This is a genomic window from Streptomyces sp. NPDC030809 (genome assembly GCF_055572195.1).
The window spans coordinates 28,768-41,732 of the sequence record NZ_JBVIDV010000023.1 but is presented as its reverse complement, the minus strand read 5'-3'; the positions used below and the strand labels follow the sequence as shown (position 1 = coordinate 41,732).

At 74.8% G+C, this 12,965-nt stretch carries 9 protein-coding genes and 1 pseudogene; 2 read left to right on the top strand and 8 right to left on the bottom strand.

What is annotated here, in order from left to right; genetic code table 11:
* Window positions 1–79 precede the first annotated feature (79 nt).
* Both lysX and ACZ407_RS27130 read right to left on the bottom strand, forming a co-directional pair.
* Complete coding sequence (gene lysX, locus ACZ407_RS27135) at window positions 80–3,436, bottom strand: bifunctional lysylphosphatidylglycerol synthetase/lysine--tRNA ligase LysX (protein ID WP_468132655.1); 3,357 nt, start codon at window positions 3,434–3,436, stop codon at window positions 80–82.
* A gap of 112 nt (window positions 3,437–3,548) precedes the next feature.
* Complete coding sequence (locus ACZ407_RS27130; RefSeq protein ID WP_468132653.1) at window positions 3,549–4,769, bottom strand: CapA family protein; 1,221 nt, start codon at window positions 4,767–4,769, stop codon at window positions 3,549–3,551.
* 379 nt (window positions 4,770–5,148) lie between these two features.
* Between ACZ407_RS27130 and ACZ407_RS27125 the strand changes: the two genes are divergently transcribed.
* Together ACZ407_RS27125 and ACZ407_RS27120 are read left to right on the top strand one after the other, a co-directional pair.
* Window positions 5,149–5,697, top strand: a complete 549-nt coding sequence (locus ACZ407_RS27125; RefSeq protein ID WP_468132651.1) for a sigma-70 family RNA polymerase sigma factor — start codon at window positions 5,149–5,151, stop codon at window positions 5,695–5,697.
* Window positions 5,698–6,013: 316 nt separating this feature from the next.
* Window positions 6,014–6,481 carry a hypothetical protein gene (locus ACZ407_RS27120; RefSeq protein WP_468132851.1) on the top strand — a complete coding sequence of 156 codons (468 nt, stop codon included), beginning with the start codon at window positions 6,014–6,016 and terminating at the stop codon, window positions 6,479–6,481.
* Between the two features lie 49 nt (window positions 6,482–6,530).
* On the opposite strand, the gene ACZ407_RS27115 is transcribed toward ACZ407_RS27120, so the two are convergent.
* The 6 genes and pseudogenes from ACZ407_RS27115 to ACZ407_RS27090 form a co-directional block, all read right to left on the bottom strand.
* Entirely contained in the window at window positions 6,531–7,775 is a 1,245-nt protein-coding gene (locus tag ACZ407_RS27115) for a histidine kinase (protein ID WP_468132649.1), read from the bottom strand.
* Window positions 7,772–9,487, bottom strand: coding sequence for a sodium/solute symporter (locus ACZ407_RS27110; RefSeq protein WP_468132647.1), 1,716 nt, complete (start codon window positions 9,485–9,487; stop codon window positions 7,772–7,774). The genes ACZ407_RS27115 and ACZ407_RS27110 overlap by 4 nt, the downstream gene beginning before the upstream one ends.
* 83 nt (window positions 9,488–9,570) lie before the next feature.
* Window positions 9,571–9,948 (bottom strand): annotated as a pseudogene (locus tag ACZ407_RS27105) (hypothetical protein); the annotation flags it as partial.
* Window positions 9,948–10,727: a LytR/AlgR family response regulator transcription factor gene (locus ACZ407_RS27100; RefSeq protein WP_468132645.1), complete on the bottom strand. Its 780-nt coding sequence runs from the start codon at window positions 10,725–10,727 to the stop codon at window positions 9,948–9,950. The gene ACZ407_RS27100 and the pseudogene ACZ407_RS27105, both read right to left, overlap by 1 nt.
* Before the next feature lie 18 nt (window positions 10,728–10,745).
* Window positions 10,746–11,606 carry an Fpg/Nei family DNA glycosylase gene (locus ACZ407_RS27095; RefSeq protein ID WP_468132643.1) on the bottom strand — a complete coding sequence of 287 codons (861 nt, stop codon included), beginning with the start codon at window positions 11,604–11,606 and terminating at the stop codon, window positions 10,746–10,748.
* Window positions 11,607–11,776: 170 nt separating this feature from the next.
* Complete coding sequence (locus ACZ407_RS27090; RefSeq protein ID WP_468132641.1) at window positions 11,777–12,853, bottom strand: RNA ligase (ATP); 1,077 nt, start codon at window positions 12,851–12,853, stop codon at window positions 11,777–11,779.
* Window positions 12,854–12,965 lie beyond the last annotated feature (112 nt).

The following is a 12,965-nucleotide window of genomic DNA, read 5'->3' as shown; positions in this document are numbered from 1 at the left end:
TAATGCACCCGATGGGAGCATCCGGTCCGCCGCGCGGCCGAAAAGGCTTGGTGCGGCCGGGAATCGGCCCCTGCCGGACTCAGGACCTGCGCACCAGCGGGAACGGGAGCGTCTCCCGGATCGTGAGACCCGTGAGGAACATGACGAGCCGGTCGACGCCGATGCCGAGGCCGCCGGTCGGCGGCATCGCGTATTCCAGGGCGTCGAGGAAGTCGTTGTCGAGCTCCATCGCCTCCGGGTCCCCGCCGGCGGCCAGCAGGGACTGGGCGGTGAGCCGGCGCCGCTGTTCCACGGGGTCGGTCAGCTCGGAGTACGCGGTGCCCAGTTCGGTGCCGAAGGCCACCAGGTCCCAGCGCTCGGCGAGCCGGGGGTCCCGGCGGTGCTGGCGGGTGAGCGGTGAGACGTCCGTGGGGAAGTCCTTGTAGAAGGTCGGCAGCAGGGTCCGCTCCTCCACCAGCCGTTCGTACATCTCCAGCACCACGTCCCCGCGGGTGTCCTCCGGGGTGTGCGGGACCCCCGCCCGGTCGCACAGGGCGCGCAGCACCTGCTCCTCGGTGTCGGCGTCCACCTCCTCGCCGAGCGCCTCGCTGACCGCCCCGTACAGGGTCTTGACCGGCCAGGGGCCGGAGATGTCGTGCTCGACGAGCCTGCCGTCGGGGCCCGCCTTGCGGGCGACCGGGGAGCCGAAGGCGGCGGTGGCGGCCCCCTGGATCAGCTCGCGGGTCAGGTCGAGCATCACGTCGTAGTCGGCGAAGGCCTGGTAGGCCTCCAGCATCGTGAACTCGGGGTTGTGCTTGTAGGAGACGCCCTCGTTGCGGAAGGTGCGTCCCATCTCGAAGACCTTCTCCATGCCGCCCACGCACAGCCGCTTGAGGTAGAGCTCGGGCGCGATGCGCAGGTACAGGTCGAGGTCGTACGCGTTGATGTGGGTGGTGAAGGGGCGGGCGTTGGCCCCGCCGTGGATCTGCTGGAGCATCGGGGTCTCGACCTCCAGGTAGCCGCGGTCCAGCAGCCCCTGGCGCAGTGCCTGCACGGCGGCGGAGCGGGCCCGCACCACGTCGCGCGCCTCGGGGCTGGCCACCAGGTCCAGGTAGCGGCGGCGCACCCGGGCCTCGGGGTCGGCGAGCCCCTTGCGCTTGTCGGGCAGCGGCCTCAGGCACTTGCCGGTGAGCTGCCAGGAGCGCACGAGGACGGAGAGCTCCCCGCTGCGGCTCGCGGCGACCTCCCCGGACACCACGACGTGGTCGCCGAAGTCCACGTCGGAGCTGAAGGAGCCGAGGACCGCGGGCCCGGAGCCCTCGCGCGTGAACATCAGCTGGAGGTCCCCGGACCAGTCGCGCAGGACGGCGAAGACCACTCCGCCGAGGTCGCGGACCACCATCACCCGGCCGGCGGCGGTGACCGTCTCGCCGGTACGGGCCCCCGGCCCGAGGCCGGTGTGGGACCGGCGGATCTCGGCCAGCGTGTGGGTGCGTACCGGGATGCCCACGGGGTACGGGTCGGTGCCCGCGGCCCGCAGCCGCTCCAGCTTGCGGTGGCGCACCCGCACCTGCTCGGGTTGCGCGGGTCCGGCGGCCGCCCCGCCGCCGGCTTCCGCGTCCTCTGCCAGCCCGAGGGAGGCGATGGAGGGCAGCCCTTCGGTGGTGGCGGGTGCGGTGACCCCGGACGGGTGGCCCTTGCCCCACAGCTTGCGCAGGCTCGGTACGGAGACGAAGCCCTCGGCGATGCCGGAGGCGAGGCTGATCCGGGCCAGGGAGCCGGCGTCCGCGTAGCAGAGCATCCGCGGGTACCACTCGGGCCCGTACTTCACGTTGGACCGGTAGAGCGCCTCCAGCTGCCACCACTTGGAGAAGAACAGCAGCAGCCGCCGCCACAGCCGCAGCACCGGCCCCGCGCCGATCCGGCCGCCCTCCTCGAAGACCGAGCGGAAGACGGCGAAGTTGAGGGAGATCCGGCGGATGCCCAGCCGGGGCGAGGCCGCGCAGAGCTCGGCGACCATGAACTCCATCACCCCGTTGGGCGCCTTGCGGTCCCGGCGCATCAGGTCGAGGGAGATGCCGTCCTTGCCCCAGGGGACGAAGGACAGCAGGGCGATCAGGTCGCCCCCGGCGTCGAAGGCCTCGACGAGCAGGCAGTCCCCGTCCGCCGGGTCGCCGAGCCGGTCGAGGGCCATCGAGAAGCCGCGTTCGGTCTCGGTGTCGCGCCACCGGTCGGCCCGGTCGATGATCCGGTTCATCTCCTCGTCGGTGAGGGCGGAGTGGCGGCGGATCTGGGTGGTGCACCCGGCCCGCCGGACCCGGTTGACGGCCTGGCGGGTCACCCGCATGTCCCGGCCGGCCAGGTCGAACTGGGCCACGTGCAGGATGGCCTCGTCCCCGAGCTGCAGTGCGCCGAGCCCGGAGCGGGCGTAGGCGGTCGCGCCCTCCTCCGAGGCGCCCATGACGGCGGGGGCCCAGCCGTGCTTGCGGGCCACCGCGAGCCAGGCGTCGATGGCAGGGGTCCAGGCGCCGGGGTCGCCCACCGGGTCGCCGCTGGCCAGGCAGACGCCCGCCTCGACGCGGTAGGTCACGGCCGCCTTGCCGTTCGGGGCGAAGACCACCGCCTTGTCCCGGCGGGTGGCGAAGTAGCCGAGCGAGTCGTTGCGCCCGTAGGCGCCGAGCAGGGCCCGGATCCTGGGCTCCTCGTCCCCGTGCAGGGCGGCCGTCAGCCGCTGGGAGCGGAAGAGGGTGGCGGCGGCGTTCAGCAGGGCCAGGGCGCCGAAGAGGCCCAGCAGGAAGAAGAGCGGGCGGGGCGGCCGGCCGTCGAACTGGCGGGCCGAGAAGAGCCCGCCGAACACCTGCTTGGCGGCCCAGTCCAGCCGCTGGCCCCGCGGCAGGGTGCCGGGCCACAGCGCCACCAGTCCCCAGCCGACCAGGACCGCGGCGAGCAGCCCGAGCCCGAGGACGAGCAGGGCCCGCCAGAAGGCCCCGCTGCGGGAGGCGGCGTAGAACTCGGAGCGGGCCAGGACGAGCAGCACCATCGCGGCGACGGCGAGGGCGAAGGAGGAGCCGCCGACCACGTACTCCCCGTCGGCCATCCACAGGAGGTCGACGAGGACCAGCAGGCTCAGGTAGGCCACCACGATCCACCAGGCCACCTTCTTGCGGGCGCCGAGGGCGGCGGCCAGCAGGAAGAGGAAGACGGCGTACGCGAGGTTGGCGCTCACCGGTACGACGACCTCGTCGAGGAAGCGCACCACCGGACGCAGCAGCCGGCGCAGGCCGGGGGAGAGCGCGAGCAGGGCGCAGAGCAGTCCCACGGTCCCGAAGAAGGCCGCGAAGGCGTCGGGGACCCGGTTGAGGAACGGGTGGCCGGTGCCCGGGGGCTTCCCGGGGGCCGGGCCGCCGCCGCGGGTCCGGCCCCCCGCGTCCTGCGTGTCCTCCGCGCGCACACTCATGACTGGCACTGTAAGGACGGCCGGGCGGGTCCGCGCGGCGGAATCCCGGGGCTCCGCCCCGGACCCCGGTCCGCCATCGCCGGACGGGCTCGATTTCCGCCGGGCGGCGCCCTCACCTGCCCCGCGTCAGTCCGTCCCCCGCCGCGCCCCGCCCCAGGACCGCCTCGCTGATCGCCTCCTGTGCCGTCCGGTAGTCCTCCCGGTCCGGGTCCGCGGCCAGTGCGGCGGGGAGGTTGACCAGGCGGCCCGCGTCGGTGTCCATCCACTGGGGCACGAACTCCGCCTTGGTGACCCGCCAGCGCTCCCCGGTGCGCAGCGGGGGTTCGAAGCGGAAGCGGCCGATGGAGCCGTAGTTGCCGCGCCGGTCGAGCGCGCCCTCGTGGTTGACCATCCGGCCGGAGATCTGGTCGCCCATCCCGTAGACGATCCAGGTGCCGTTGACCTTCTCGTACGCCTGCGGGACGTGGGCGTGGGTGCCGAGGATCATGTCGATGTCGGGCCGTCCGGCGGTCTTGGCGGCGGTGAGGGACCGGCCCAGTCCGAGCTGCACCTCGTCCGGCTCGGTCTGCCATTCGGTGCCCCAGTGGAGGCTGACGAGGACCACGTCGGCCCCGGCGCGGCGAGCGGCCCGGGCGTCCGCGAGGATCTTGTCCTCCTCCATGAGGTTGACCGCCCAGGGGCGCCCCTCGGGCAGCGGGTAGCCGTTGGTGTCGTAGGTGTAGGCCAGATGGGCGACCTTGGCGGTGCCGGCGGCGTACGTCTGCGGCCGGGCGGCCTCCGCGGCGGTACGGGCCGACCCGGCGTGGCCCAGGCCCTGCTTGTCGAAGGCGTCCAGGGTGCGCTTCAGGCCCTCGGCCCCGTCGTCCAGGGTGTGGTTCGAGGCGGTGGAGCAGCCGTCGTACCCGGTGGCCTTGAGGGCCTCGGCCACCTGGGGCGGGGAGACGAACGCCGGGTAGCCGGCGAAGGGGCCCTCCTCGGGGCCGTAGACCGTCTCCATGTGGCACAGGGCCAGGTCGGCGGCGCTGACCAGCGGTTTCACCGCGGCGAACATCGGTTTGAAGTCGTAGCCCGAGCCGTCCGCGTCGGCGGCGGCCTGCCGGATGACCGAGTCGTGCGGCAGCACGTCCCCGCTGGCCACCAGGGTGAACCCGCGCGCTCCGGCGGGCGTGGATCCGGGTGCGGACGCACCGCGGTCCGGCGGCTGGGCGAGCCGGGCCGGGGCCTGCCGGGGGGCGGAGCAGCCGGCGGCGCCCGCCGCCAGGGCGGCCGCGAGGGCCGCGGAGAGGACCGCCGAGACGGTCGCGGGAGTCCGCGGTGTGCCGTGCTTGCCCATCTGCCCCAGCTCTCATTCGTAGGACTATCCGATCTTCTGAATGGACTCGGGAACGACAGGGAAGTCAAGGCGCCTTCCCGTGCGTGTCACCGGATGGGACGCGGCAGGCGGGACGGGGACACCGTTCGCCGCACGGACCGCCGTGCACTGCACGGACCGCCGTTCGCCGCACGGACCGCCGCCGGCCCGCGGGACCGCCGTTCACCGTCCGGACCGCCGTTCACCGCCCGGACTGCCGTTCACCGCACCGGACGACCGTTCGTCGCAGCCGGCGCCCGCCCGGCCGACCGCGTCGGGCCCTTGGGCGCCCGGCCCCCGCAGGGCGGTTCCGGCTCCGCCGGGCGCAGGTCAGGGTGGGCCCACCGGATCTCCGCGGCCCATGGAAGGGAGCCCACCGGTGAGCAGCTCCACGACCCTCCGGCGCACGGGCACCGAGGCCCTGGCCGAACTCCAGCGCGAGCACGGCCGGGCCCTGTTCGGCTTCCTCCTCGGCCTCACCCACGGCGACGCCCAGCGCGCGGAGGACCTCGTCCAGGAGACCCTGGTGCGCGCCTGGCAGCATCCCGAGGCCTGGGAGACCCCGCACGCGTCGATGCGGCCGTGGCTGTTCACGGTGGCCCGGCGGCTCGCGATCGACGCCCGCCGGGCCCGGCTCTCGCGGCCGCAGGAGGTGGAGGCGGAGCCGCTGGAGTTCGCCCCCGCCCCGGAGGACGCGGTGGCCGGTGCGGTGACCGCGATCGACGTGCGCCGGGCGGTCGGCTCCTTGGGCGCGCAGCACCGGGACGTGCTCGTGGAGGTCTACTTCCGCGGCCGGTCCGTCACCGAGGCCGCCCGCCGGCTGGGCATCCCCGCCGGCACGGTCAAGTCCCGTACGCACTACGCCCTTCGGGCGCTGCGGCAGGGGCTGCCGGGGTACGGGCACCTCTGAGCCGGGTGCGGACCGAGCCGCTCCACCCCTCCCCCGGGCACCCTCCGCCCGTCCTACGGACCGCCCTCCGCCCACCGGCCCTTCTCCGGCCAAGATCCCCCAAGCTGACCGAATCTGGCCGATTCGGTGAACACTGTGCGCAATGGGCGCATCGAATTCGCCATCAGAGCGTTCAAGTTGAGTAAACGGCCCCCGTCCGGTGAGCTGTGGCGGCAAGGCTCGTCCCCGACGGCCGGAAGCTCGACGCACGGGAGAAGGTGGCACGGTGCAGCCGGAGGGTACGAACGGCACCAGTGACGGTGGGCTCGCGATCCCCATGGCGTGGCTCTACGCGGAGTACATCGCGGACGAACTCCTGCGCACGGGCCGCCTGATCCCGGTGAGCACGCTGGAGTTCCGCGCCGGACGGGACACGCTGGCCCTCACCATCTACCTCTCGGACGCGGCCGGGGAGCTCTCCGGCATCCGCGTGGTCTCCCAGCTCGACGAATGGCTCTCGCTCACGGCGTACGGGCACCCCTGGCGGGACTGGGTCCACACCCGCTTCCTGGAGCTCGGCGAGGAGGCCCGCGAGCGCGGCGGCGGCCCCGACCCGGACCTGGAGCTGGCCCGGGCCGCCTGGCACTGGCTGGACCGCACCGAGCTGTTCGCGACCAACCTCGATCCGGGCGGGTTCCCGGACGCCGGCGAGGGGCCGCCCGGCGTGGACGAGAGCGCCCGGGTGTGGACCCCGGCCTGGCAGCTGGGCCTGCCGCTCGGCCACCTCGCGATGCACCTGTTCTAGGGGCCGGTGCAGGCCCCCGTCCCCGGGGACCGGTGCAGGCCCACCTGTTCTACGGGGCCGGTGCACGGCCTCCCGTTCCGGGGTTCCAGTGCACGCCCGCCCGGTACTTGGGGACCCGGACGGTCACCTTCATGCCGGCGCCCAGCGCCGTCTCGATCACCAGCCCGTGGTCGTCCCCGTAGACCTGCCGCAGCCGTTCGTCCACGTTGCGCAGGCCGATGCCGGAGGAGACCGGTCCGTCCCCCGCCAGCAGGGCCCGCAGGACGGCCGGGTCCATGCCGACCCCGTTGTCCTCGACGGTGACCACCGCCTCGGCCCCGGCGTCCTGCGCGGCGATGGTGATCCGGCATTCGGAACCCGAGTCCTCCAGGCCGTGTTTGACGGCGTTCTCCACCAGCGGCTGCAGGCACAGGAAGGGCAGGGCGACCGGCAGCACCTCGGGCGCCACCTGGAGGGTCACCGTGAGTCGGTCCCCGAACCGGGCCCCGGCCAGCGCCAGGTACTGCTCGATGGAGCGCAGCTCGTCGGCGAGCTGGGTGAACTCCCCGTGCCTGCGGAAGGAGTAGCGCGTGAAGTCGGCGAACTCCAGCAGGAGTTCCCGGGCCCGTTCCGGATCGGTTCGCACGAACGAGGCGATGGCGGCCAGCGAGTTGTAGATGAAGTGCGGGGAGATCTGGGCCCGCAGTGCGCGGATCTCCGCCTCGATCAACCGCGTCCGCGACCGGTCCAGTTCGGCCAGCTCCAGCTGCACCGACACCCAGCGGGCCACCTCGGTCGCGGCCCGGACGAGCACCGCGGACTCCCGGGATCCGTAGGCCACCAGGGCCCCGAGCACCCCGTCCTCCCCCGTCAGCGGGGCGATCACCGCCCAGCGCAGCGGGCAGTCGGGCCGCTCGCAGCCGGTGCGGAAGCTCTCGCTGCGCCCGGAGTCGAGCAGCTCGTGCACCCTGGCCATCACCCGGTGCTCGTGGTGTGCGGCGCCGGGGCCGTCCCAGGCGAGCACCCGGGTGCGGTCGGCCAGGCACAGGGCCTCGGTGCCGAGCAGCGGGCGCAGTCCGCGGACGGCCCGCTGCGCGGTGTCCTCGGTGAGCCCGGCGCGCAGCGGCGGGGCGGCGAGGGAGGCGGTGTGCAGGGTGTGGAAGGTGGCCCGCTCCACGGGGGTGCCGAGGTCGATGTCCGAGCGGTCGCCGCGGCGCCCCGGCAAGAGCCTGCCGAGCAGCACCCCGACGGCGGTGCCCGCGCCCAGCAGCACGAGTCCGGCGGGTACCAGGGCGGTGAGGGAGGGTCCGGTCACGGGCGGGCCTCCCGGGCCAGTTCCTCGGGCAGGTGCAGCCGGGTCAGGGTGGCCGCGGTGCCCGCGGGGATCCGGTGGGCGGTCGCGAGGGAGACCAGCACCATGGTGAGGAAGCCGAGGGGCACCGACCAGACCGCCGGCCAGGCGAGCAGGGTGTGCGGCCAGCCGGCGCCCGGCAGCCCGGCCCGGGTGGCGAGTACGGCGGCCAGCGCGGCCCCGCCGCCGACGAGCAGCCCACAGGCCGCGCCCGGCGGGGTGAGCCGGCGCCACCAGATGCCCAGGACGAGCAGCGGGCAGAGCGAGGAGGCGGACACCGCGAAGGCGAGCCCCACGGCGTCGGCCACCGGGACGCTCGCGACGAAGCCGCTGGCGGCCAGCGGCACGCCCATGGCGGCGAGGGTGGCCAGCCGGAAGTGGCGGACCCCGCGGGCGGGCAGGGCGTCCTGGGTGAGCACCCCGGCGACGGCCATGGTCAGCCCGGAGGCGGTGGACAGGAAGGCGGCGAAGGCCCCGCCCGCCAGCAGCGCACCGAGCAGGTCCCCGGCGACCCCGCCGATCATCCGCTCCGGGAGCACGAGGACCGCGGCGTCGGCGGTTCCGGTGAGCGCGAGTTCGGGGGCGTAGATCCGGCCGAGCACCCCGTACAGCGGGGGCAGCAGGTAGAAGGCGCCGACCAGGGAGAGCACGGCGAGGATGGTGCGGCGGGCCGCCGTGCCGTTCGGGCTGGTGTAGAAGCGGACGGCCACGTGCGGCAGCCCCATGGTGCCGAGGAAGGTGGCGAGGATCAGCCCGTACGTGGCGTACAGCGGGTGCTCCTCGCGGCCGGCGGACAGCGGCCGGGACCAGCGGGAGCCGCCCTCGCGGGCATCCGGTCCCGGCACCTGCGCCCCGGCCGGGAAGCGGAGCCGGGTGCCGGCCTCGAAGCGGTGGGTGCCGGGAGCCAGGGTGAGGGGGCTGCGGTCGGCGGGGCGGCCGTCGACGGTGCCGGTGGCCGTGACGTGCAGCGGCTCCGCCAGCCGGACCCGTACGGTGTCGGCGACGCGGACCGTGGTGGGTTCGCGGAAGGCCGGCGGCTCGCCGAAGCGGGCGAGCGGGGCGCCGTCCCCGGACCAGGCCAGCGCCAGGAACAGGGCGGGCACCAGCAGGGCGGTGAGCTTCAGCCAGTACTGGAAGGCCTGCACGAAGGTGATGCTCCGCATGCCGCCGGCCGCCACGGCTCCGGTGACCACCACCCCGACCACGAGGGCCCCGGCCCAGTGCGGCGCGCCGGTGAGGATGTGCAGGGTCAGCCCCGCGCCCTGGAGCTGGGGCAGCAGGTACAGCCAGCCGATGCCGACGACGAACAGGCTCGCCAGCCGGCGCACGGCGCGCGACTCCAGGCGGGCTTCGGCGAAGTCGGAGAGGGTGTACGCGCCCGAGCGGCGCAGCGGGGCGGCCACGAGCACGAGGAGGACGAGGTAGCCGGCGGTGTAGCCGACCGGGTACCAGAGCATCTCCGGGCCCTGGAGCAGGACCAGGCCGGCGATCCCGAGGAACGAGGCGGCCGACAGGTACTCCCCGCTGATGGCGGCCGCGTTCAGGCCCGGGCCGACGGTGCGGGAGGCCACGTAGAAGTCCGAGGTGGTCCGGGAGATGCGCAGGCCCAGGGCGCCGATGAGGAGGGTGCCGAGGACGACCAGGGTGACGGCGGGTACCGCGTACGCGGGGTTCACTCGGCCTCCCCCGGCTCCGGCGACGGTTCCGGGGCCGCGCCCGGCTTCCGTCTGCGCACGGGCTCGGGCTCGGGGTCGGGCGGGCCGGCGACCAGCCCGGTGAAGTCCCGCTCGTTGCGCTCGGCGCGGCGCACGTACCGGCGGGCGGTGAGCCAGAGCACCGGGTACACGGCCAGGCCGAGGCAGGCCCAGACCACGGGGGCGGGCGCCGGGCCGCCGCCGGGTCCGGCCGGCAGGGTGAAGAGCAGCGGCAGGCTGCCGACGAGCAGCACGAGGGTGGCGAGCGCGGCCAGTGCGGCGCGCAGCTGGCTGCGCATCAGGGCGCGTACGTAGGTGGCGCCGAGGCTGGTCTGCTCGCTGATCTCGGAGCGGGCCGGGGTGTGCCCGGCCGGCCGGCGGCGGGCCAGCGGGACCCCGGTAACGGTTTCGCGGCGCGGCGCGGCGCCCTCCCGGCCGGTCATCAGCCGCGGGCCCGGCGCATCAGCAGGTCCCGCAGCTCGCGGGCGTGCCGACGGCTGACGGCCAGCTCGGCGGCGCCGATGCGCACCGTGGTCACCCCGGCGTCCACGCGCAGTTCGTCGATGCGGCCGAGGGCCACGAGGTGGCGGCGGTGGATGCGGACGAACCCGCGGGCCGCCCAGCGCTCCTCCAGCGTGGAGAGCGGGATGCGCACGAGGTGGCTGCCGGACGGGGTGTGCAGCCGGGCGTAGTCCCCCTGGGCCTCGGCGTAGGTGATGTCGTCGACGGGGACGAAGCGGGTCACACCGCCGAGTTCCACGGCTATCTGCTCGGCGGCGGGGGCCGGTGCGAGGGGCCGGGCGGCGCCGGCGGGTCCGGCCGCCGGGGTGGCCGCGGCCTGGTCGCAGACCCGGCGGACGGCCTCGGCGAGGCGCTCGCGGCGGACCGGCTTGAGCACGTAGTCCACGGCCTTGAGGTCGAAGGCCTGGACGGCGAAGCCCTCGTGGGCGGTGACGAACACCAGGTGCGGGGGCCGGGCGAAGCCGGTCAGCAGCCGGGCCACGTCCAGTCCGGTCAGGCCGGGCATGTGGATGTCGAGAAAGACCACGTCGATGGCGTCCGCGCCGCCGGGTCCGGCCTCCAGGGCGCGGCCGATGCGGCGCAGCGCTGCGGTGGCGTCGGCGGCGCCCTCGGCACTGCGGATGCGCGGATCGGCCCGCAGCAGGTACAGGAGCTCTTCCAGAGCGGGTTTCTCGTCGTCAACGGCCAGTGCACGCAGCATGTCCGGAGTGTAGAGGGGCTATTTGAGCAGGCGGGAGAGGCGTCGGTCGGCGAGGGGCTTGCCCCCGGTCTGGCAGGTCGGGCAGTACTGGAGGGAGGAGTCGGCGAAGGACACCTCGCGCACGGTGTCCCCGCACACCGGGCAGGGCTCGCCGGTGCGGCCGTGGACGCGCAGCCCGCTCTTCTTCTCCGCCTTGAGCTTTCCGGCGGCCAGCCCGTGGGACCGCTCCACTGCCTCGCGCAGGGTGCTGCGCAGGGCCTCGTACAGGCGGGTGGTCTTCTCGGGGCCGAGGTTCGCGGCGAGGGCGAACGGGCTGAGCTTCGCGGCGTGCAGGACCTCGTCGCTGTACGCGTTCCCCACGCCCGCGATGACGCTCTGGTCGCGCAGCACGCCCTTGATCTGCCGGCGCTCGCCTTCGAGGAGGGCGGCGAAGGCCGCCTCGTCGAAGTCCGGGGCGAGCGGGTCGGGGCCGAGCCGGGCGATCCCGGGGACCTCGGCGGGGTCCCGGACCACGTGGACGGCGAGCCGCTTCTGCGTGCCGGCCTCGGTGAGGTCGAAGCCTGCCCCGCCTTCGAGGGCCACGCGCAGGGCGAGGGGCCCCTTGCCGGGCCGGGGCGGGACCGCGGGCAGGGCGTCCTGCCAGCGCAGCCAGCCGGCCCGGGCCAGGTGGGTGACGAGGTACAGCTCCCCGACCGGCAGGGCGAGGAACTTGCCGTACCGGCGGGGCGGCCCGGCCCGGCCGCCCTCCAGGGCGCTCAGCGGCGGATCGTAGGTCTTGAGCACGCTGACGGCCACGGCCCAGACCTTCTCGACCACCCGCCCCGCGAGCTGCCCGTCGAGAAACTCCCTGAGCGCTTCGACCTCGGGCAGTTCCGGCATACCCCCAGCCTGCCCCACCGGGCCGGACGGGGCGCGGCGGGGAGCCGGGAGAGCGGGGGCCGGGAGGCGGAGGCCGGAGAAGCGGAGGCCGGGGGAGGCGGCGGGACGAGCGGGCGGGGCGCCGGGGCCGTGGAGCCGCGGGGCCGCGGGAGGCTCCCCCGCGCCCCCCGTCACTCGTACTCGGTGCCGTTCTTGCGGGTCAGGTAGGCGGGGCTGACGGCCTTGGCGATGGCCCGGCCGCCGGTCACGGGGCTGTAGCGGCCGGCCGCGGTGCGGACGACCACGCCCTCGCGCAGGTGGACCGCCCGGCCGGAGACCGTCTCGCGGCCCTCGGCCAGCTCCACCGCCCGTGCCGGGTCGTACGGCCCCTCGTACAGGGTGGGCACCTGCGGCAGGGCGCCGCCGAGCACGTCCGTCAGCTCCTGCGGGTCGAGCCAGCGGACCTGCCCGCCGATCTCGGCGGACACGTCGAACACGGCGTATCCCGGTCCCGTGGTGCGGGCGTCCGCCCCGTACGCGAGGTCCTGGACCCCGGCCCCGTAGACCTCGCCGAAGATCCCGACCCGGGTGGCGCCCAGGCGCGCGGCCAGTCGGGCGGCGGTCTCCGGGACGCCGTGGCCGCGGACGGCCCGCCAGTAGACGTTGCGCTCGTCCTCCTTCAGGGCGAGGCCCTTGGCCCCGAAGCCCTTGGAGGAGACGATCACGCGGTCCTCCTCGGCGACATAGGTGAGCAGGCAGGCGGTGCCGTGCAGCTTCTCGGTGAGTACCACCGGCTCGCCGGGCTCGAAGATGTCGGGGTACCGCTGGAGGTTCTCGATGTCCACCCAGGGCAGCAGGGCCGGGGCGGACTCCACCTCGCCGCTCATGTTCGTCGGGACCGGGGGCACCCACTTGGTGATGCCGAGCAGTTCCGCGAAGTCCGTGCCCTCCTTGGCGGCGAGCTCCAGGTCCACTCCGTCGAGGGCGCGCGGCAGGCAGACCAGTCCCTGGGACAGCTCCCCGCGCAGCCGGACCGCCTTGACGCGGTTGGCGGAGCTGCCCGCCAACCGTCCGGTCAGCCCGAGCTCCTCGATCAGGGCGGCGGGCAGCACGGCCTGCTCGGGGATGTAGAGGGCGTGGTCGCCGGTGCGGTACCGGCCCTTGGCGACGACGGCCCGGTACAGGCCCACCTGGGCGAGTTCGAGGGCGTCGGCGGCGGGGTGCTCGTGGACGGTCAGGACTTCGGCGGTGACGCGCAGGGTGGACATGGTTCGCGGCTCCTCGGGAGTGGGGCGTTCCGGACGGGTTTCATCGCCGCCACTCTCGGCCGGGCAAAATCGCTGGGCCAGCGATTTCCCGGCTGATACGGCGCTCCCGGAC